Raw genomic sequence first — 21,820 nt, 5'->3', positions numbered from 1 at the left:
GGGTGGCCCGGCCGTGGCGCTGATGGACCGGTTCCCGAGGCACATGTTCACGAGCCGCGGCTGGGGCTTGCTGGGTTCTGGTGCCGTCTTCCTCCTCGCGGCCCAGGTGATGGGACGCCGGGACCTGCTGACGCTGGCCGTCCTGCTGCTTGTCCTGCCGTTGCTCGCGCTGGCCGGAACCCGGGTGCTCAAACCGAATTTCCAGGTCTACCGGGAGTTCAGCCCCGCCAGCGTCGAGACGGCGGCCACGACGACGGTCTGGCTAGCCGTGGCCCGGACCGGCCTGGGATCCGGCCACGCCCTCATGGAGGAGCGCCTGCCCGCGCGGTTCGGGGAGTCCCCGGTGTTCCGGTTCCCGGCGCGTTCTGCCACGGGCGGGACGAGCCGCTATGAATACCATCTGCGCTCCACGAAACGCGGCCAGTTCATGATCGGGCCGGTCACGGCCGAGTTCAGCGACCCCTTCGGGCTGTCCCTGCACCGCCACGCCATCGACGACGGCGACATCCTCACCGTGACGCCCGCCGCCGTCGAACTTCCCGTCACCGGGCTGGCGGGGGCCAGGGGACACGACGGCGTCACCGCCACGCGCATCCGCGCCAACCCGAGCGACGACGACGTTATGACCCGGGAATACCGTCATGGTGATCCGATGCGCCGGGTGCATTGGGCTGCGACGGCACGGCACGGGCAACTTATGGTCCGCCAGGAGGAGTCCGTCACCACCCCGGAAGCCACCATCATCCTGGATCAGCGGCTGGCTGCCTTCACCCGCGGCGCATTTTCCGGCGGCGGAACCGCCCACCGGGGCACCGCCGGTCCCGACGGCCACGAGCTCGTCACCAGCGACACGTTCGAGTGGGCGGTGACGGCCGCAATGTCCATCGGGGCCCATCTCGCCGAACGCAACTATGGGCTGCGCTTCCTTGACGCGGCCGGCGAGCCCGCATTCCAGCACTCGCCCTCCGCGCCCGAGCCGGAGGCCGAAGAGTACATCGGCACGTCCGGTCTGCAGTCCATCGCCGAGAGCCTCGCAGCGATCCAGCTCACCGGCCACCACCACAGCCGCAGGGATACGAGGGTGGCCGTCCCCTCCCGGGGTCCCGGCCGTCACCCCTCCGGAGCGGAGGCCGGCCCGCAGCCGTTCGACGACCGGCTCTTGGACAAACTGGCGGCCCACCGCATGCGTGGGCCCATCCTGGCGGTCCTCGGAAATCTCACGCCGGCCGAGGCCCGGGCGCTGACCCCGGCTGCCGGCTTCACAGCGAACGCCTTTGCCCTGGTCATTGCGGAGCGCCTCCAGGAACTCGACGGTGTGCTCGAAACACTCCGGCTCGGCGGCTGGCGGGCCGTCGCCGTCACCCCCGCAACGCCGCTGCCCGCTGCGTGGGCGTCGTTCGACTCGGACGGCGCCGCGCCGCTGGCAACCGCGGCCGATGTGCGGCGCGGATCAGGGGCCCGGCGATGACACTGACACCGCAGCGCAGCGCGGGCCCGCATTCGGCACAGTCCGGGACGTCCCCGGGAGGCTCCCCCGTCCCGCCGCAGGGTTCCTTCCCAGGTACCCGGAAGGCACCGACGAAGGTCGGCGCACAGCCGTGGCTCATGGCCCTCGCGGTGGCACTCGCCGTCGCCGGTGCCGCGCTGAGCCTCAACGGCGTGCTGCGCGGGTGGGCCTGGTACTCCCCCGTCCTGTCGACGGTCCTCACCGTGGCCCTTACGATGGCCGGGCTCCGGGCGCTCCGTTGGCGCAGCGCGTTCGTGACGGCCGGTGCGCTGGCTGCGCTCGTGCTGATCCTGACGTTCACCTTCTTCCGCGCCAGCAGCATCCTGGGCTTCCTTCCATCCGGCGACACCCTGGCGCAGCTGGACCGTTACGTGCTCCGTGCCAGTGAAACCGTCCTGGCGGAAAGCGCCCCGGTGGCCCCCAACGCCGGAATCGTCCTGCTGGTCTGCGCCGCCCTGGGGCTGCTGGTGATCCTGGTCGATGCCCTCGCCTTTCCCCTGGCCCTGCCGGCCACGAGCGGCCTCGGGATCCTCGCCATCCTCATCGTTCCCGCCATGATCAAGCCGCAGAGCGTCGGCGCGGCCGGTTTCGTTGCGGCCACGGCAGGCTACCTCCTGATCCTCGGCTGCAGCCACTGGTTCGCCCCCGACCCGCGGACGGGCGCCGACACCGCCCGGAACCCGGGCCAGTTCCGGCGCGGCGCCCTGACCGGCGCCGTCGCGCTGACACTCACCCTGTTAGTGCAACTCGTGATCCCGGGATTCGACCAGGGAACGTTCCCGCAGGGCTCGCGGCTGAATCCCTTCGGCACGGCCTCGGGGCTCAACCCGATGATCAGCCTCGGCAACAGCCTCCGGGCCCCCACCGGGGACGGCCGGATCACCTTTGCCACCAATGCGCCGAGCACACCGTACCTGCGCTCCGTGACCGTGGACAGTTTCAACGGCGACAACTGGGCGCCGGATGACCGTAATGACACCCGGCGGCTGGGCACGGGGCGGATGGATTCGGGCTACGAATCCGCCGCCACCGAGGTCCGGGTGGTCACCGCGGTCAACACCGGCCAGTTCACCAGCCCCTATCTGCCCGTGCCCTACGCCCCGGAAGCCGTCAACGGCCTCAACGGCCGCTGGAGCTGGGACCCGGCCACGCTGAGCATCAAGGGCGTCGACACGAACTCCCGCGACCAGCAGTATGTGGTGCTCTCTGCCTCCCCGCAGCTCACCCCGGAGCTGCTGGCCGGGGCCACCGGGCCGGTGCAGGGTGTCCCCGAGCAGTTCATCCGGACGCCGGCCAACGTCCCGGAGATCGTGCAGCGGACAGCCGAGGCCGTGACTGCCGGAAGCTCCACTCCCTACGCCCGGGCCCTGGCCATCCAGCGTTACCTGCGCTCGGTGGAATTTTCCTATTCGCTGCAGTCCCCGGTGCAGGGTGGCTATGACGGCAACGGATTGTCCGTGCTGGCGGACTTCCTGAACCAGAAGAGCGGATACTGCATCCATTTCGCGTCGGCCATGGCGGTGATGGCCCGGCTGGAAGGCATCCCCAGCCGGATCGCCGTCGGTTATGCCCCGGGACGGGCCACCGGCGCCACGGTTTCGATTGGGGGCCAGGGTGCCCTGCCGGAGTACGAGGTGGATGCGCGTGACGCCCACGCCTGGCCGGAACTGTATTTCCAGGGACTGGGCTGGGTGCCGTTCGAACCGACCCCGTCGCGCGGTGTGGTGCCGTCCTATGCCACGGATGCCCAGGTCGCCGGCGGCGCCAGCACGAACGAAAACAACGACGGCCTCCTGCCGAGCGTCAGCCCCAACCCCGCGCCGCTGCCCACAGCGGCGCCGCTGCCGCTTCCGGGCGCTGACGCCACGGCGGACGCGGCCAGCCGGTGGCTGCCCGTGCTGTACTCCGCCGGCGGCCTGCTGCTCCTCGGTCTGCTGCTGGCATCCCCGCAGCTGGCGCGGACCGCCCTGCGCCGCCGCCGGCTGAACGGCGCCCGGGGCGACAGCGCGGCGGCATTGCAGGCCTGGGCCGAACTGCGTGACCTCGCCATGGACTATGGCGTAGCGCCGCGGACCAGCGAGACTCCCCGCCATTTCTCCGACAGGCTGCGCCTCTCGGGCGCCCTCGGGGAACCGCACGGCATCGATGCAGCCGGCCACCAGGCCGTCAGGGCCCTCACGGCGGACTTCGAACAACGGCAATATGGCCGTCCGTCGTCCGGGGGCGACGGCGCCGGCGTCCCGGGCAGTGCCGACAGAGCTGCGGGCAGTGCCGCTGCTGCGGGAAGCGCGGGGTCACCGGCCGCTCACCGGATCGAAGCGGTCCGTTCCACGCTGCGCGCCCATGCCGGGCCGCTGGTGCGGTTCCGCGCGGCATGGCTGCCGCCCTCCATCATGGCCGCCTGGCGGCGTGCCGCCGCCGCCCCGTTCCGCGCCGCCCGCCGCGCAGCACAGCGCACCCGGCGCGGCCTCGCGGGTACTTGGTTGATGACCCGCGGGGCGGCGCACCGGGTGCGTCGGGGAAGCTGGCTGCGCCGGGGCTGAAGCCGGTCCGGCGCAGCCGGTGGTGTTCCTAGCCGGCGTAGGGGTCGGCGATGCCGATGTACTGGGTGTAGAGGTATTCCTCGATGCCTTCGAGGCCACCCTCCCGGCCCAGTCCTGACTGCTTGACCCCGCCGAAGGGTGCCGCGGCGTTGGAGACCACACCGGCGTTCAGGCCCAGCATGCCGGTCTCCAGGCGTTCGCCCATCCGGATGCCCCGGTTGAGGTCCCTCGTAAAGACGTAGGCGACGAGTCCGTACTCGGTGTTGTTCGCCAGCCGGACCGCCTCATCCTCGGTGTCGAAGGTGATGATCGGCGCGACGGGACCAAAGATCTCCTCGGACAGGATCCGGGTGCCCTCGGTGACGCCTTTGAGGATGGTCGGCTGGTAGAAGTAGCCGGGACCGTCCACTGCGGCGCCGCCGATCACCGCGACCGCGCCGGCGGATACGGCGTCGGATACCAGTTCATGGACCTTGTCCCGGCTCTTGGCATCGATCAGCGGGCCCACCTTGGACTCGGCCTCGGTGCCGCGGGCCGTGGTCATACCGGCCATCTTGGCAGCGAACTTCTCCGCGAACTCATCCGCAACGGACTCGTGGACGATGAACCGGTTCGCGGCGGTGCAGGCCTCGCCCATGTTCCGCAGCTTCGCCAGCATCGCCCCGGCAACGGCGGCATCGACGTCGGCGTCCTCAAACACGACGAACGGGGCGTTCCCGCCAAGCTCCATCGAGGTCCGCAGGACCGTCTCGGACGCATCCGAGAGCAGCCGGCGGCCGACCTCCGTGGAACCGGTGAAGGAAAGCTTGCGGAGCCGGGAGTCCTTGATCAGCGGACCCGTGGTGGCTCCCGCCGTGGAGGTCGGGATCAGGTTCAGCACACCGGCCGGCAGTCCGGCCTCCACCATCACGGCCGCGAACAGCTGGGACGTCAGCGGGGTCAGGTTCGCGGACTTCAGCACCATGGTGCAGCCCGCGGCGACGGCGGGGGCGACCTTGCGGGTGGCCATGGCCAGGGGGAAGTTCCACGGTGTGATCAGCAGGCACGGGCCCACCGGCTTCTTCGTGACCAGCAGCCGGGACTTCCCGTCCGGGGACACCGAGTAGCGGCCGAAGGCGCGGACGGCCTCTTCGGAGAACCAGCGCAGGAACTCTGCACCGTAGGTGACCTCGCCGCGGGCCTCGGCCAGCGGCTTGCCCATCTCCAGTGTCATCAGCAGCGCGAAGTCCTCCGCACGCTCGGTCACCAGCTCAAAGGCACGGCGCAGGATCTCTCCGCGCTCACGGGGCGGAACCTTCGCCCAGGAGTCCTGCGCGGCGGCCGCGGCATCCAGTGCCGCCGCCCCGTCTTCCGGTCCGGCATCGGCAAGGCTCAACAGGACTTTGCCGGTCGAGGGATCCTCCACGTCGAAGGTCTTGCCGGACGCGGCCGGACGCCACTCGCCGTCGATCAGCAGGCCTGTCGGAACAGAGGCAAGCAGGGCGCGCTCGCGCTCCGCGGTAACAATGGGCTGGGCAGTTACAGTCACGGTTGACTCCCTCGTCAGCGGTTCGGGTGAATGGGATGGGATTCAGCACTGTCCAAATGACCATTCGGAAGCGCTGGATTTACTGCCACGGTACTGCTGTATTCTCCGCACTGTCTACGCATCCCCGCACTACGCGGCGGGGGGTGCGCTGTGCAGCTGCACAGCGCACGTTCAGCGGGCAGCCCGGCGCGCCTACCGGGCCGCGAGCACGGCGGAGTACAGCTCCCGCTTGCTGACCTTGGCGTCCTCCGCCACGGCCGCGACGGCCTCCTTGAGCCGGATTCCCTGCGCAATGAGCGCGTTGACGTCCGCCACGTGGTCCTCCGGCTTGCCCGGTTCCCGTTCCGGGGCGCCGCCCACAACGACGGCGATCTCGCCGCGCACCTCATTGGATTCAGCCCACTCCAGCAGTTCGCGCAGGGTGCCGCGGATGACCTCCTCATAGGTCTTGGTCAGCTCCCGGCATACGGCGGCGCGCCGGTCCGCGCCGAACCGCTCGCGGAGCGCCCGAAGCATCGGCTCCAGCCGGTGCGGTGCTTCAAAGAAGATCATGGTGCGGCGTTCGGCGTCGAGATCCGCCAGGCGGGAGGACCGTTCTCCGGCCTTGCGGGGCAGGAACCCCTCGAAGCAGAACCGGTCGGTCGGCAGCCCCGAGAGCGCCAGGGCGGTAAGCACCGCGGAAGGTCCGGGAGCGGCGGTGACCGTGAGACCGGCGGCCACGGCCCCTTCAACCAGGCGGAAGCCCGGATCCGAGACGGACGGCATGCCGGCATCGGTCACCATCACAAGAGTCTTGCCGCCGCGAACTTGGTCCAGGAGTTCGCCGGTCTTGGCGGCCTCGTTGTGCTCGTGGTAGCTGATGATCCGGCCGGCCACGGTGACACCCAGGTTCTGGACCAGGCGGTGCAGCCGCCGGGTGTCCTCGGCGGCGACGATGTCCGCCGTCGTCAGCAGCTCGATCAGCCGGTACGTGGCGTCTCCGGCGTTGCCAATCGGGGTTGCCGCCAGCACGATCCGTCCGGGTCCGCCGCCCTGGGGAACGGGCCCCGCCCCGGGGCCTTCGCCGGGCCCCGGACCGGCGCCGTCCTCGACGTCGTCCGCTGCGCCCAGGTTGTCGCCGGACAGGTTCGGGGAAGTGCTGAGTTTAGGGTCCACACGACCAGCCTACTGCTGGCACGGGCCGCGGGCCGACGAACCCGGCGACGGGCGACAGAGGACCCGGCGACGAACCGGACGGAGGACCACAGCCGCAAAAGGTAGCATGGGCAACGTGACGCAGACCCCCACCCGGGACGTCGAGGCCGGTTCCACCGGATCGGCGCCCCCAGCCACCCGCACCGGACGCAACCTGGAGGGGCACCGCTGGGTCAGCCGCCCGGAGGAGGCGTTCACCCCCGAGGCCCTCACGGACCGGCTGATCGGAAACATCCGGAGCTGGCGGGACTACCCGCCCTCGCTCCGGCTGTGGTTCTGGCTCATTCCGGCCATCACTGCGGGCCTCGGCGGAGTCCTGCGCTTCGTCCGGCTGGATTCTCCCCGCACCCTGGTCTTCGATGAGACCTACTACGTCAAGGACGGCTACTCGTTCCTGGTCAGCGGCTATGAACGGGCGTGGCCGGACAAAGCCAACGAAGCCTTTGTCGCCGGGAATCCCGGGGTGCTCCTGGACAGCCCCGAGTATGTCGTCCACCCGCCGGTCGGGAAGTGGATGATCGCCGCCGGCATGTGGCTCTTCGGCCCGGACAATCCCTTCGGCTGGAGGTTCGGGGCTGCCTTGACAGGCACGCTGTCCATTTTCCTGCTGGTCCTCATTGCCCAGAAGCTCTTCCGCTCACTGACCCTCGGGGCTGTGGCGGGCGTGCTGCTGGCGGTGGACGGCCATCACCTGGTGATGTCCCGGACGTCCCTGCTGGATATCTTCCTGATGTTCTGGGTCCTTGCCGCGTTCGGCGCCCTGCTGATGGACCGCGACGACGGCCGGCGCCGGCTCGCCGTTCGGCTCGGGCGGCAGGCCGCGGCCTCCCCGGACGGACGCCCCGGCCTGCTCCAGCTGGCCTCCGGCCCCTGGCTGGGGATCCGCTGGTGGCGGCTCGCCGCCGGAGTATGCCTGGGCCTGGCCGTGGGCACAAAGTGGTCAGCGCTGTTCTTCCTGGCCGGCTTCGGGCTGCTCACGGTCTTCTGGGACCTCAGCGCACGCCGGATCGCCGGCATTCACGGCTGGATCAGCGGCGGAATCCTCAAGGACGGGATTCCGGCGTTCCTCAGCATCGTCCCGGTGGCCGCCCTCGTGTACGCCGCCAGCTGGACCGGCTGGTTCCGGTCCCGGGACGCGTACTTCCGGAACTGGGCCGCAACAGTCCCCTCGGCGGAGTGGGGCTGGCTACCGGATGCCGTCCGGTCCCTGGCGCACTACCACCTGGAAGCCTACAAGTTCCACCAGGGGCTCAGCTCGGACCATCCGTACGAGGCCAGCGCCTGGAGCTGGCTGGTGCTGGGCCGGCCGACGTCCTTCTTCTACGAATCCCCCGAGCAGGGCAGCCCGGGGTGCGACACGGCCAGCTGCACAACGGCGATCCTCTCCGTCGGCAACCCTGTGATCTGGTGGGGCGCCGCCGTCTGCCTCGGCGTCTTGCTCTTCTGGTGGGCCGGGCGGCGCGACTGGCGCGCGGGGGCAGTCCTCGCGGGCGTGGCAGCCGGATACCTCCCCTGGTTCCTGTACCCGGAACGCACCATGTTCTTCTTCTACGCCGTGTCCTTCGAGCCCTTCCTGGTCCTGGCCCTCGTCTACTGCATGGGGCTCGTCCTGGGCCAGCGCACGGATCCCCTGTGGCGGCGGCGTTCCGGCCTGTTCCTCGTGACCCTCTTCGTGGCCACGGCCGTGCTCGTCTCGGCGTTCTTCTATCCGGTCTGGACCGCCGAGACCATTTCCTACCAGGATTGGCGGTTCCGGATGTGGATGCCGTCCTGGATCTAGGGGAGGATTGCAGGGGACGTCCGCCGGCACGAGGCGGACCCGGAATGGAGAAACGGCTGTGAGAGAAGCAAGCACCGGACTGCTCGTCGAGCTCGACCCGGGCAGCAACGTAACGGACCTGCTCCTGGAGCAGCACGCCAAGGATCCCGTGCACGCCCTCTACGCCCGCAAAGGGCAGGCCGGCTGGGCCGATGTTTCCGCGCAGCAGTTCCTGGACCAGGTCCGGTCGCTGGCCAAAGGGCTGATCGCCGGCGGCCTCACACCGGGGGAAACCGTGGCGGTCATGTCCGGCACCCGCTACGAGTGGACCGTGGTGGACTTTGCCATCTGGTTCGCCGGCGGCGTCCCCGTTCCCATCTATGAGACGTCCTCCGCCAGCCAGATCGAGTGGATCCTGCACGACTCCGGAGCCCGGCGCATCTTCGCTGAAAACGAGGCCAAGGCGGCCCTGGTCCGCGAGGTGCTGGACAGCTCCGGCCTGCTCGCTGACTCTGTGCTGCCTGTGGTGCGGATGGATTCCGACGGCGCAGCCCCCAACCTCGCCAGCCTGGCGGCCGCGGGCACCGGCGTCGGCGACGCCGAGCTGGAACGGCACCGGTCCGCGGCCGGCCTCGCGGACGTTGCGTCCCTCGTCTACACCTCCGGCACCACCGGCCGGCCCAAGGGCTGCGAAATCACGCACGGGAATTTCGCCCTGGTCGCCAAAAACATCGTGCCGTTCCTGCCGGAGATCCTGATGCAGCCCCGCACCCGGACCCTGATGTTCCTTCCGCTGGCGCACGTACTCGCCCGCGCCGTCCAGGTGATCTGCCTCAGCGCCGGGACCACCGTGGGACACACCGCCAGCGCCAAGGAACTGCTCGAGGACCTGGCCAGTTTCAAGCCCACCTTCCTGCTGGTGGTCCCCCGGATCTTTGAGAAGGTCTACGCCGGCGCCGCCCACAAGGCCGCCCTCGCCGGGAAGGAGCGCCTCTTCGAGTCGGCCGCCGCAGCCGCCATCAACTACTCCAAGGCGCTCGACGCCGCCACCCGGGGCATCGGGCCCGGTCCCGGGCTGGCGGCCCGCGCCCGGCACGCCCTGTTCGACCGGTTGCTGTACCCCAAGCTGCGCCAGGCCTTTGGAGGCCACCTGGGCTACACGGTCTCCGGGGCCAGTCCGCTGAGCCCCCACGACGCCCACTTCTTCCGGGGCGCGGGCGTCCCCGTCCTCGAAGGCTACGGCCTCACGGAAACCACGGCACCGTGCACGGCCAACACACCGGCCCGTTCCAAGGTGGGGACGGTGGGCATCCCGGTGCCCGGAACCACCATCCGCGTGGCCGAGGACGGCGAGATCCTGGTGAAGGGCATTGGCGTTTTCAAGGGGTACCACAACAATGCCGCAGCCAATGCGGAGGCGTTCGTGGATGGTTTCTTCCGCACCGGTGACCTCGGGTCCCTTGACGAAGACGGTTTCCTGACGATTACCGGCCGCAAGAAGGACCTGCTGGTCACCGCCGGCGGCAAGAACGTCGCCCCCGGGCCGCTGGAGGAAAAGATCCGCGAGCACGAGCTGGTCCTGCAGGCGGTGGTGATCGGGGACGGCCGGCCCTTTGTGTCGGCCCTCATCAACCTGGATCCCGAAGGACTGGAAAACTGGTGCGCTGTACACAAGGTTCCCGCGATGACGCCTGCGGAAGCCAGCGGAAACGATCTGGTCCGCGCAGCATTGCAGCACGCCGTGGACCAGGCAAACGCCCTCGTTTCCCAGGCCGAGTCCATCCGCAGCTTCGTTGTGCTGGACGCTGACTTCACGGTGGAATCCGGGCATCTGACGCCGTCGCTGAAACTCAAGCGCGGTGCCGTCGTGCGTGACTTCGAGGCCCAGATCAACCGGATCTACGGCTGACGCCCCGGTTCATGAAGGCATGAAAAAGCGGCCGGCACCGCGGTGCCGGCCGCTTTTCACGCGGTACGGGTTCCAGACGCCCTAGACGGTGCTGGAGTGTCCCCTCGAGGGGGTTTCATGCGTCCCGGTGCCTGCGGGGCCGGCGGCAGCCGTGCCGGGACGGTCCGTTCCCGGAGCAGTGGCGGGGGTGTTCCCGGCAGCCGCGTCCGTGGCGGCAGGTTCATCCGTGGACGTCAGGCCCGCGGCAGGACCCGCGGCGGTGTCGCCGGACTTGCCGGACTTGTCCCGCCGGAAACGGAACCGCTTGGCCGGGACTGCCTCCGCGGGGGCGGCTTCCTGGGGGTCGGCTTCCTTCGAATCCGGGTCCGCGGGATCCGTTCCTGACGGATCCCCTGCTGCCTCCTCGGCAGAATCAGCTGCCGCGGACTTGCGTTTTTTCGGCAGCCCGCGGCGCTTGCGCGTCGGCCAGGTGAGGATAAGAGTGACGAGCGAGGCGAATAGCACCAGGCCGGCGACAACAATCCCGCCGTCAACCCAGAACTGGCCCGGGAAGAGCCTGATCAGGGTGTCCTGCAGCGAGAACGTCCAGGTGCCACTCGCGAAGAAGACACTGTGGAACTGGGCGAAGAACTGCTCCCAGCCAAGCACCGCCAGTACGCCGAGGCTGATGATGATGACGAGGGTGACAATCGAACCGGCAAACAGGCCGCGCCGCACTCCCCCGGGGCTGCGGCGCCGCAGGTAAACCACGGCGATGAGGCTCAGCAGGATCAGCAGGACGCCGGCGCCGAAGGCGGACATGATGACGAGTTTGACGTCCGCCATGTGGCTGACTTCGCCGTCGCCGAAGAGCTTGTCTCCGCTGCGGTTGACGAGTTCACCTAGGTACCGCGGGCCTGACCAGTTGCTGAGGTAGTCCACGGCATAGGAGCCATAGGTCATGCGGTCGTCGGTGCTGAAGCCGTAGCCGTCGCCTGGAAAACCGGGACGGTTGTACTCCACCCACAGGAACAGGGGGCTGGCGACGGCCCGGACGGCCAGCACCAGCAGGATGACGGGGAAGCACACAGCAAGAAGGACCTGCATCACGCGGGGGGCCACCGGTTTGGCGTTCGCGGCGTGTTCCCGTTCGGCGTTCCGCCGCTGGACCTCCTCTTCCGGCGGGCGGATCTGCAGCGCGGAGGTGGGCAACGGCTCGCTGAAGTGCGCGCCATTGCCCTTGGGCGCCGGTTCGACGGCGGCTTCAGCCGCCTTGCGGTCGGCGCGCGACAGCGGTTCCGGGGCGTTGACGGCCCCGGTTCCGGGGGCGCGGTCGGAAGCCGCAGCGGGGCGCTTGTCCGAAGCCGGCTTCATCCAGTCGAACGCTGGTTCGTCAGCGTCATCGGCCGGATCCAGCTGCGGATCCTGTCGTTTCGGAGGGGTGGGACTTGAGTCAGTCACTGGAGCTTCGCTTCCGTAGGCTTTCGCGCCGCCGGCCGGGGCCCGGCAACGCTACGTATCTGTATCCGAGCCTACCGCCAGCGCCTCGCCGCGGGCGAGGTGCCACCCCGTGGGCGTCGGGGATTCGGCAGGCGGTTTGTGTGGCCGCTGTCGTGCGGGCCCGGGCACCCGTGCCACAGGGGCCGGCGGATTCCCGAACGGTCAGCGCTTGGCGTACTGCGTCCAGGGAATGTTCCAGTCGCCGAAGCCTTCGAGTGGTTCCACGGCCGGGGCCCCGGTGTTGAGGGTCCGGACGACGTCACCGGTCTTCATGTTGTTGAAGAACCAGGCGGCGTCCGCCGGGAGCAGCCCGACGCAGCCGTGCGAGACGTTGAACTTGCCCACAGCGCCCCACGCCGATTCCAGGGCCTGGTGGACGTACACGCCGGAGCTTGTCAGGCGGTTGGCGTACTCCACCGTCAGGGGCGGGTAGTAGCCCTTATCCCCGGGTTTCAGCCCGATGCTGCCGGCGTTGAACTTGGACTTTCGCTGCTGCTCCATGATGACCGCGTAGCCGGTTGGTGAGAGCCATTCATCGTCTCCCAGCGTGACCGGAGCGGTCTTGACGAGCTTGCCGTCGAAATAGACCTTCATAGTCTTGGTGTTGTCATCGACGACGGCGAGGCGCTGCGGCCCCACCTTGAAGGAGACCTTGGTATCGGAGTTCCCGATCATGCCGTTGCCGAAGTCCACGCCAAAGAGTTTCAGGTCCACGGTGACTGCGGTGTTCGAGGCCCAGAATGCCTGGGGGCGGATCCGCACACGACGGTCGGAATACCAGCGCCACGCCACAGCCTGGCCGGAGGAGGCCTTGACGGCGACGGCCTTCTCCATGGCGGCCTTGTTCAGTACCGGCTCGCTGAAGACGATCTCGATGGGCTGTCCGGCGCCCACAGTGGTGCCGTTGAGCGGATAGACGGCGGCGTCCGCTTCATTGGCCGGGGCCACGGTGGTGAACGTCTGGGCCTTCTTCGTCTCGCGGCCGGCCTGGTCCACGATGGTGAAGCTGTACTGGTACTCCGTGTCGAATTCCAGGGGATCCTCGGCGGTCCAGGTCGAGCCGTCAGCGCTGGTGGTCCCCGGGACGCTGTCGCCTCCGGCGGCCGGGACCAGCTCGACGTCCTTCACCACACCGTTGACTGCCTTGACCGAGGGCGCGGCGGCGGGGTTGACGCTGGTAGCGCCGTCGGTGGGGGTGACACCGAGCTCAACGAGTTTCACGACGGGTGCGGCGAGGCCGGACACGTTCCGCATCGGCGTCGAGGCTTCCGAGGGCATGTCCGCATGAGCCCAGCCCGGTGCCGTGGCGACGCCGATGCCTCCCGCTCCGACAGCTGCGCAGATGGCAAGGACGGCCAGCATTTTTCCCGTATTGCGGGGACGGCGCCCCGGCTGCCGGCGTCGACGCCCGCTGTCTTCAGTCATGGCCACTTCCTGTGTTCCCCCGCTGCTCGTGCCTGTGAACCCGCATCAGAGCTCGCGATCTCCTTATGCCAGCATAAGCGAAGCGGCGCGGCGGGCCGGCCACGGTTGCGGCACGATCAGGTCACAAAAGGAGCCCCGGACGGCGGTCCGGGGCTCCTTTGTGACGGCAGCAGTGCACGGGAACGGCGGGTTCTGCGGCGGCGCCGGCCGCTGCGCCGCTGGGCTCCCTAGTAGCGGTAGTGGTCCGGCTTGTACGGTCCGGACACCTCGAGGTCCAGGTAATCGGCCTGCTCCTTCGACAACTCGGTCAGCTCGACGCCGAGGGCGTCCAGATGCAGCCGGGCGACCTTCTCGTCAAGGATCTTCGGCAGCACGTAAACCTGCTTCTCATACTCCCGTTCGCCCTCGGGCTGGTCGCGCTTGGTGAAGAGTTCGATTTGCGCGATCGTCTGGTTGGCGAACGAATTGCTCATCACGAAGGACGGGTGTCCGGTGGCATTGCCGAGGTTCAGGAGGCGTCCCTCGGACAGCACGATGATGGAGCGGCTGCCCTCTCCCGTGGCCAGGTCAGCCGCGAAGACCCACTCGTGCACCTGGGGCTTGATCTCGACCTTCTTGATGCCGGGGATCCTGGCCAGGCCGGCCATGTCGATCTCGTTGTCGAAGTGGCCGATGTTGCCCACGATCGCCTTGTCACGCATCCCGGCCATGTGCTCGGCCATGATGACGTCTTTGTTGCCCGTGGTGGTGATGAAGATGTGGCCCTCGGCGAGGACGGATTCCAGCTTCGCGACCTGGTATCCGTCCATGGCTGCCTGCAGCGCGCAGATGGGATCGATCTCGGTGACGATTACGCGGGACCCCTGGCCGCGGAAGGCCTCCGCGGCCCCCTTGCCCACATCGCCGTACCCGCACACGACGGCGACTTTGCCGCCCATGAGGACGTCGGTGGCGCGGTTGATGCCGTCGGGCAGGGAGTGGCGGATGCCGTACTTGTTGTCGAATTTGCTCTTGGTGACCGAATCGTTCACATTGATCGCCGGGAACAGCAGCTTGCCCTGCTCCGCGAGCTGGTACAGGCGGTGCACGCCGGTGGTGGTCTCCTCCGTGACGCCCAGCAGGCGGGAGCCGATCCGTGTCCACTTCTGCGGATCCGCCTGCAGCGACGCCCGTAGTACCTCGAGGAAGACCCTGCCTTCCTCGGACTCGTCGTCGGCGGCCTCCGGAACAGCGCCAAGCGCCTCGAAGTCGGCGCCCTTGTGGACGAGCATGGTGGCGTCCCCGCCGTCGTCGAGGATCATGTTCGGGCCGAGGTCCGGGTTGCTGTCGGCGCCGGGCCAGGTCAGGATCTGTTCCGCCGTCCACCAGTATTCCTCCAGCGTCTCGCCCTTCCAGGCGAACACGGGGACACCCTGGGGGTCCTCGACGGTTCCGTTGCCGACCACAACGGCGGCGGCGGCCTCGTCCTGGGTGGAGAAGATGTTGCAGGAGGCCCAGCGCACCTCGGCGCCCAGCGCCGTGAGGGTCTCAATCAGCACGGCGGTCTGCACGGTCATGTGCAGCGAGCCGGCGATCCGGGCGCCCTTAAGCGGCTGGCTGGCGCCGAATTCCTCGCGGAGGGACATCAGACCGGGCATTTCGTGTTCGGCGAGGCGGATCTGGTGACGGCCTGCCTCGGCCAGGGAGATGTCCGCAATCTTGTAATCGAGAGTCATGTGAGTCCTTTGTTGTGGCCGGAGGGCCGGTCCGGAACGTGGCTGCCTGCGAAGGCGGTGAACGTGCTTATCGGTGACTGGAAAGTACTTCGGCGCCGAAAGGCGCAGCGATGGGCCGGCGGCCTATCGGTCGGCGGGCCGGGACGCTGCCGGTGATTGGGCAGCATCAGCCGCGGCTGTTTCAGCCGCGAAAGCGTCAGACGGGCCGGCATGGGGCTGGCCGGCGTCGTGCTGGAAACCGGGTGCCGCGGCGGCGGCCGGGAGCAGTTCCGGCGGGAGCAGCAGCGGGATGCCGTCCTCGATCGCGTAGCGCAGCTTCTCTCCGGAGGGGCCGGCCGCAGTGGTGACGAGTTCCTCGCCGTCCTGCGCCAGCGGCGAGCCGGTCACGGGGCATCGCAGGACAGACAACAGTTCGGGACTGATCTTCGGCATGGTGAACGCTCCCAGGTGGACGCCGCAGCAGGCGCCGGTGGCTTACGGATTTTGCAGTTTCCAGCCTACCGCCAGTTGCACGTCAGGAAGGTTCGCGCAGGACGCGCAGATGCCCCCGGCGGGTGCCCTCGGCCGGGGCCGGGGCTTCAAGGGCCGCGTGGACACCGCGCTGGCCTTGGCTGGCGTCCGTGGCGGCGGGCCGTGAAGCTGCTTCCCGGACGGCGGTGGCAAGCGCGAGGAGATCATCGGGACCGGGGCCTGCGGGGGTGGCCGGCATGGCGAGCCTCAGCACTTCCCAGCCCCGCGGGACGGTCAGCGATCCGGCATGCTGCTCGCACAGGTCGTAGCAGTGCGGTTCGGCGTAGGTGGCCAGGGGCCCCAGGACGGCGGTGGAATCGGCGTAGACGTACGTCAAAGTGGCCACCGCCGAATTGCGGCAGGCTGACCTTGAACAAAGACGAATTGCACCCACGACATCACAGACTACTCCCCCGGGCCGCCTGCCGCCGTCCGACGCGCTGACGGCGGGTCGGCCGGCCCGTATCGCGTAAACCATTCGCCGGGTTTAGAGTCGAGATATGCAGTCATCGCACCAAGATCCGGGCTTTACGGTCCGCTTGGCTGAAACCGGCACCGGAAGCCTCGACGCCGGTTCCGCACCAGCCGGTACCGGGCGCGCCATGGCGCCGAGGGGCTTCCGGCAGCGGCGGAGGAACCGGCACGGCCGCGGGCTCCGCGGCGAACTGATGCTGCCCACGCTGCCCGGCTACCGCACACGTTCGGACCGCTTCGACGACTTTGTCCTGGACTCGGCCGAGCGGCTGCACGACATCTGGGGCAAGCCGCTGGACGGCGTCCGCTTCGCCGTCGACGAGATTCCGCCGGGGCTTGAACAGCTCGTGGCGGACCGCGCCCCCGCCCCGCTGGGCGCCTACTCCCCCGCCACACCGGACGAGGGCCCGGTGATCACGCTGTACCGCCGGGTCGTCGAGCAGGCCTGCGGCAGCCGCGAGGAACTCCAGGACCTGGTCCACGACGTGGTGGTGGAGTACACGGCCGAGATGCTCGGTGTGCCGCCCGAGTCGCTGGACCCCGTGTACCGCCGCCGGTACTAGGCCCGCTCCCGGGAATCCCGCCGCCGGGTCAGTAGCCGAGCGTGACCGGGACCTGCTCCTGGCCCGCCGCCGCGGGGGCAATCGCGACCGTTGAGATGTCCTGCCGGCCGTCCTGCTGCAGGAGCACGGCACCGTAGGCGGGGTCCCCCGCGGCGGACACGAGGTAGCCGACGAGCCGTGAGCCGCCGACGTCGGCAGGGACCTTGATGGACGCCGTGGTGCCGCCGGCGATGTCGGCGGCAGCGGCCGGCCGGACCTTGCCGTCCGCCGTGATCGGGGTGTAGGAAATGGTCGCCCGGCCCTCCGGTGCGCCGAAGATCAGGTAACGGTCCCCCGATGCAGGGACGGGAACAACGTGCTGGCTTCCGAGCCGCACCGAGGCTGCGGACCAGGCGAAGTCGGAGGCATCCTCAGTTTTGAGTCCCCTCGTGACGCGGGCCGCGGCGGTGAAGGACACGTCCGAGCTGACGGCCACGGTGTAGGGCCCGGCCGGCACTCCGAACAGCGGGACCTCGGTGACGGTTCCGGCTTTGGCCGTGACAACCCCGCCCCCGGGCAGGGCTTTTTGGCCGTCCCGCCCGTACAGCTTGACCGCGATGACCGCGTCGGCCGACCCGGGCACCGTGATCTGCAGCGCCGGCCCGGCATCCCCGAAACCGGATTTCCCCGTGAGGCCCGCCAGCCCGGCCGGGTCCTGGATATCGACACCTGAGATCACCTGGTGGAGGGCAGGAGCGGTGGCCGGGGCGATGAACTCGACGCCGCCGGGAGTCAGCCCCCGCAACACGCTTTGCTGAATGACCGCGGCGACGGGCCCGCCGGCGCTCCGCACCCGGACGCTGAGCCGCTCCTGTCCCGGGGCGAGCCCGGCCAGGATGATCGAGCGCGTAGTGCCCGGCGCCACCAGGAGCCCGCGGCTGCCCGGCGCCTGGATCTGGCCTTTGGCGCCGAAGAGTTCGAGGCTGACGGTGGCCGCGCTGCCGGACGCGTTGCTGAGGTTCAGCACGGCCGTCCGGCCGAGCGCGGTGTTGGCGCCGACAAGCCAGAGATCGTTGGCGGGTTGCTGGCATGCTACGGCGGCCGAACCGCGGAGGTCCCCGTCTTCGGCCGTGTAGCGCATGACCGCCCCGGCGGAAGCCTGGCGATCGGCCTGTGCATCGGCGCTGAGGACAGTGACGGCGTCGACGCCCCGCTGGGACACCACGCCGGCCCGCGGTACGGCGTTCGCGGGCTTGGCCGCGGCCGAAGGACTGCCGGACGCCGGGGTGGTTTTGGCGAGCTCCAGCAGGGTGCCGCCCTTGAGGGAGGCGAGGCGGCTGCCGGGCAGCCCGTTGGCACTGGATCCCAGCACTATGGCATTGACGTCGGTCTTGGCGGTGGCGGACTCCGGGCTGAACTGCGGATCGGTGCCCACGGGGGCACCTTCGAGCAGCCGCGCCGGCCCCGGGCAGACGCCGATGCTGCTGCCGGCGGGGACCGCCGCCAGCGGCGCAGCGACCGGCCGGCTGCTGCCGGGGCCCTGGGGAGAGAGCGCCGTGGCGGACACCAGCCCGCCGCCGGCGGCTACGAGCACGATCGCCGAGACGACTCCACCCAGCCGCCCGGCGTGCGGCAACGCCTTCCAGCGCGACGGCACCCGTGCGGCCGGCGGGCGCCCGGACCGGCCGGAGCTTTGCGGCCGCCGGCCGGAGGAGTTGCCGGCGCTGTCCGGCGACCCGGCGGCCTCGGGCCTGGCTGCGGCGGCGGGCGTCCCGGCACTGTCCGGCGACCCGGCGGCGTCGGGGGTTTCCGGGGTGTCGGATTCGGGGGTGTCATCCCTGGGCATGTTGATATTCCTTACGGAGGGAGCCTTCGTCCCGGGAGAGGCCGGTGTTCGGCCGGCGGGCAGGCATGGGGACAGCAAGCAGGGCCGTCAGGCCGATGATGACGGCCTGCGCGACACCCGCCCAGACGGCCCAGGGCGCCTCGTAGCGGAGGCGGAACTGGCCGCCCTGCTCGGGCAGGGTGAAGGCCTGCGCCCAGCCGGACGTGGTGGCCGTCAGGCGGCGGCCGTCGAGCCAGGCGCTCCAGCCCGGATCTGCGCGTTCGGCCAGCACCACGAGCCGGCCCTCCGGCCCGTCGGGTATCGCGGCGTCGGCGGACACGGGCTGGGAGTGGACCCGCCCGATGGTGGAGCCCCCGCCGTCGACGATCCGCACGCGGTGCGCGACGTCGGCGGCCTGGACTGCCGCCTCCTTCACCGGGCTGATCCTCCAGAGCCAGCCGACGTCGGTCTTGCCGACGGCCACCAGCCCGGGCACGGCGTCCATGCGGCTCGCCGTCAGCTGGGCCGCAGTATCGGCGGCCCGCAGGACCACAAAGCCGACACCGAGCTGTTCGAGCTCTGCGCGGGGGTCGACGCCCTGACCGGCGACGATGGTGGCCACGATGTTACGCAGCGACGCCACGGCGGCGTCGTCGTCACGGACCGTCTCCTGGCCAGGCTCCCCCATGATCGGGCGGGCCGCGGCGATGGTGGACAGTGCGTCCAGGGTGGTTCCGGCACCGCGCATCAGCGTTGCGTCAAAGGTTCCGTCCTCGCGGGTGGAGATGAGGAGCGTGCGGGACTGTTCCGGTCCTTCGCCGCGGTCGATGGCCGTGGCGGGAAGGGTCCGCGGCTCCACCGGCTGCACGAGCCTCGCCGCGCCCAGTGAGTCGGTGGCGGGCGGCTCACTGTCCCGTGAGTCAGCTGCGGGCAGCCCGGCACCGGCCGGTTCCGTGACGGGCGCGGCGGCGGACGGCGGCAGCATGTTCTGCGCGGCCCACACGGTAAGGCCGGCGAGCGGTCCGGCCAGCAGGAGGACCGTGGCCGCGACCGCGGTGGCGCGGACCAGGACCTTGCGGCCCGCCGTTGCGGCGGCGGCCCGGTCGGCGGAGTCCAGCAGGCCCGCGGCGCCGATCAGCGCCGCTCCCAGAATGGCGAAGGCGGCGGCCGACACGGCCGGTCCCGTGAAGGGCGTGGCCAGGGCGCTGGCGCCGACTCCGGTGGCGATCTGGCTGCTGAGCCACCCTCCGGCCAGCAGCAGGAGGGCGGCGGCCCAGAGGGCGCGGGCAATCCGCGGCGGCCGGCCCGGGAGGAACAGCGCGGCCACGGCGAGGAGCAGGGCCGGGAGGCCAACCAACAGTGCCAGCAGGAGCGCCCACGGCACGGCCGAGTCGGCTCCGAAGACCGGGAGGCCGGTGAGGCCGCCGCCGGCCGTGAAGCGCAGCGGCTGGCCCAGGGCCTGCTGCCAGAGCGGCGCGGCATCAAAGCCCAGCGGAAGGCCGGGGTCCGCGAGCACGGCTCGGGGACGGTCAAGGGTCGAGGCAACGAACGGCACGAACAGGGCAAGGCTGGGCAGCAGCGCCCACCACACGGTGCGGCCGCGGCGGCCCAGGAGCGTGCCGCAAAGCATCACGAGGACGACGGCGGGCAGCAGCAGCGAGGGGGCTGCCGCGGTGACGACGGCCAGCGCCAGCCCGGCCGCGGCGGCGGCTGTCCAGGAGGGTGTGCCGTTGATTCCGGGCTTGGCCGGCGGCACGTCGGTGAAGCGCCGTTCCCCGGGCGCAGGAACCGCGTAACGGCCGCGGCCCGCGGCGGTGCCGGTGGCCCGCAGCAGGGCGAGTACCAGCAGCGGCATCATGACATGGGTGATGAGGGCTCCGACGCGGCCCTGGTTCAGGGCCACCTGCAGGGCCGGCGCGCCGGCCCAGACAAGGGCTGCGGCCAGGCGCAGGCGTCGGCGCTGCGTCAGGGCACCGGCGGCAAACCATGCGCCGAGGGCGGAGAGCGGCATCGCCAGAATCAGCAGCCAGCCAAGTGCACTGTTGGCGTTGCCGGCGCCGAGTACGCCGAGGATCCAGAGCACGTAGGCGAACGGGTCGCCATGGCCGGGAAGTCCCGCGCCGAGGGTAATCCACCAGCCGGAGGCGTGGTCCCAGATCTCGCCCAGCCTCAGCGAGGCGGGAATCAGGGCGCCGCCGGAAACTGCCTCGGCCCGGAACAGGCTGAGCAGGCCGATCAGGGAGGCCGCGGTGGTGATCAGGACGGCGAGCAGCGCACCGTTGCCCACCCAGCCCCGCTCGGAGGTGGTGAGGGCCGCGAAGTCGTCGGCCGAGTCGCCGGTGGGCTGGTCGGCCAGCGGGTGGTTCCCGGTGAGGGGTTCGCCGGAGTCGTCCGCGCCGATGGCCTCCATCAGGGAGCGGCGGTGGGCCCACACCTCACGCCGCGGAGTCTGCAGGCCCTTGATGACGGAACGCCGGATACGGCGGGTCCGGGCGGCGTTGCGCCGGCCCCGGATCACGGCCGCGGGACGGCCGAGGGCGCCGAACGTGGCCAGGAGCTGTGAGAAGCCGTGCCCCGGATCTTTGACGGCAATGCTCAGGACCAGTTTGAAGAGGCTGCCGAGCAGAGCGCCGACGGCGTGCAGCGGCACCTTCCAGGCGGCGGCGTGCTTGAGCCGCAGGTGCACCTGGGCCTTGCGGGCCGCCGACGCGTTGCCCAGGGCGTGCGGGCGGTGCGAGACGTGGAACATCCGGGCGCCGGGAACCACCACCACGCGGTGCCCGGCCAGCCGGTTGCGCCAGCAGAAATCGACGTCGTCGCCGCTGCCCGGCAGGGCCGGGTCAAAGCCGCGGAGGTCCTCCCAGACGTCGCGGCGGATGAGCATGCCGGCGGAGTTGACGGCGAAGGTGTCACTGCGGCCGTCGTACTGTCCCTGGTCGAGTTCGTCGGCGTCGATCAGGGTCAGCCGCTCCGCCCAGCGGCTGGTGGAGAGCCCGACGTCGACCAGCCGGCGCTCGGAGTGCCAGTCCAGCTGTTTGCAGCCCGCCACAGTGACGGACGGTGCGCGTTCCACGGCATGGAGCAGCTCGGCGAGGGCTTCGGGGGCAGGGGCCGCGTCGTCATGCAGCAGCCAGATCCACTCGGCCGCGGGACCGGTGCCGGCCGCGCCGTCGCCGCCGACCCCTCCCGGGGCCAGGGCGCTGAGCCCTGCCTGCACCGCGGCGCCCATCCCGCTGCGGGGGTGGTCGAAGACGGTGACGCGGGCGTTGCCGAAGGCCTGTTGAAGGAGGGCTGCGGAATGGTCGCGGGAGCCGGTATCAACACCGATGCAGGTGTCCGCAGGACGGGTCTGAGCCGCCAGCGCCGCGAGGGTCCTGGGGAGAAAGTCACCGCCGTCGTGGGAAACCACG

The 21,820-nt window shown here is 70.2% G+C and carries 12 protein-coding genes and 2 pseudogenes; 5 read left to right on the top strand and 9 right to left on the bottom strand.

The window, feature by feature from the left end; translation table 11 throughout:
- Positions 1-13: 13 nt before the first annotated feature.
- Both AC6EUH_RS07005 and AC6EUH_RS07000 read left to right on the top strand, forming a co-directional pair.
- Positions 14-1,468 (top strand): DUF58 domain-containing protein, encoded by a 1,455-nt coding sequence (locus AC6EUH_RS07005; RefSeq protein ID WP_499738181.1) that lies wholly within the window; start codon positions 14-16, stop codon positions 1,466-1,468.
- A complete protein-coding gene (locus AC6EUH_RS07000) occupies positions 1,465-4,050 on the top strand; it encodes a transglutaminase TgpA family protein (RefSeq protein WP_499738180.1) in 2,586 nt (861 codons plus the stop codon). The genes AC6EUH_RS07005 and AC6EUH_RS07000 overlap by 4 nt, the downstream gene beginning before the upstream one ends.
- Positions 4,051-4,078: 28 nt before the next feature.
- On the opposite strand, the gene AC6EUH_RS06995 is transcribed toward AC6EUH_RS07000, so the two are convergent.
- Positions 4,079-5,578 (bottom strand): NAD-dependent succinate-semialdehyde dehydrogenase, encoded by a 1,500-nt coding sequence (locus AC6EUH_RS06995; protein ID WP_499738179.1) that lies wholly within the window; start codon positions 5,576-5,578, stop codon positions 4,079-4,081.
- Between the two features lie 192 nt (positions 5,579-5,770).
- Entirely contained in the window at positions 5,771-6,592 is an 822-nt protein-coding gene (rsmI, locus tag AC6EUH_RS06990; RefSeq protein WP_144674508.1) for a 16S rRNA (cytidine(1402)-2'-O)-methyltransferase, read from the bottom strand.
- 247 nt (positions 6,593-6,839) lie between these two features.
- On the opposite strand from rsmI, the gene AC6EUH_RS06985 reads away from it, so the two are divergent.
- Complete coding sequence (locus AC6EUH_RS06985) at positions 6,840-8,552, top strand: dolichyl-phosphate-mannose--protein mannosyltransferase (RefSeq protein ID WP_499738178.1); 1,713 nt, start codon at positions 6,840-6,842, stop codon at positions 8,550-8,552.
- A gap of 58 nt (positions 8,553-8,610) precedes the next feature.
- On the top strand, positions 8,611-10,440 hold the full coding sequence (locus AC6EUH_RS06980; protein WP_056433149.1) for an AMP-dependent synthetase/ligase: 1,830 nt from the start codon (positions 8,611-8,613) through the stop codon (positions 10,438-10,440).
- A 378-nt stretch (positions 10,441-10,818) separates the two neighbouring features.
- Here AC6EUH_RS06980 and AC6EUH_RS06975 read toward each other — a convergent pair.
- The 5 genes and pseudogenes from AC6EUH_RS06975 to AC6EUH_RS06955 all read right to left on the bottom strand — a co-directional run.
- Positions 10,819-11,880: pseudogene (locus tag AC6EUH_RS06975) on the bottom strand (TIGR01906 family membrane protein); the annotation flags it as partial.
- A gap of 201 nt (positions 11,881-12,081) precedes the next feature.
- Entirely contained in the window at positions 12,082-13,344 is a 1,263-nt protein-coding gene (locus AC6EUH_RS06970; protein ID WP_499738177.1) for a L,D-transpeptidase, read from the bottom strand.
- 227 nt (positions 13,345-13,571) lie between these two features.
- Positions 13,572-15,059 (bottom strand): adenosylhomocysteinase, encoded by a 1,488-nt coding sequence (gene ahcY, locus AC6EUH_RS06965; RefSeq protein WP_499738176.1) that lies wholly within the window; start codon positions 15,057-15,059, stop codon positions 13,572-13,574.
- A gap of 222 nt (positions 15,060-15,281) precedes the next feature.
- Positions 15,282-15,491: pseudogene (locus AC6EUH_RS06960) on the bottom strand (Trm112 family protein); the annotation flags it as partial.
- An 82-nt stretch (positions 15,492-15,573) separates the two neighbouring features.
- Entirely contained in the window at positions 15,574-15,963 is a 390-nt protein-coding gene (locus AC6EUH_RS06955) for a DUF3499 domain-containing protein (RefSeq protein ID WP_056433138.1), read from the bottom strand.
- Between the two features lie 106 nt (positions 15,964-16,069).
- Between AC6EUH_RS06955 and AC6EUH_RS06950 the strand changes: the two genes are divergently transcribed.
- On the top strand, positions 16,070-16,606 hold the full coding sequence (locus AC6EUH_RS06950; RefSeq protein WP_056433136.1) for a metallopeptidase family protein: 537 nt from the start codon (positions 16,070-16,072) through the stop codon (positions 16,604-16,606).
- 28 nt (positions 16,607-16,634) lie between these two features.
- On the opposite strand, the gene AC6EUH_RS06945 is transcribed toward AC6EUH_RS06950, so the two are convergent.
- Positions 16,635-18,431: a DUF5719 family protein gene (locus AC6EUH_RS06945; protein WP_499738175.1), complete on the bottom strand. Its 1,797-nt coding sequence runs from the start codon at positions 18,429-18,431 to the stop codon at positions 16,635-16,637.
- Positions 18,418-21,819 (bottom strand): glycosyltransferase family 2 protein, encoded by a 3,402-nt coding sequence (locus tag AC6EUH_RS06940; protein WP_499738174.1) that lies wholly within the window; start codon positions 21,817-21,819, stop codon positions 18,418-18,420. The genes AC6EUH_RS06945 and AC6EUH_RS06940 overlap by 14 nt, the downstream gene beginning before the upstream one ends.
- Between the last annotated feature and the right edge of the window lies 1 nt (position 21,820).

This window comes from Arthrobacter sp. 001422645 (assembly GCF_059816125.1).
The sequence above is the reverse complement of the archived record's forward strand: the minus strand, read 5'-3'. Positions and strand labels throughout refer to the sequence as shown.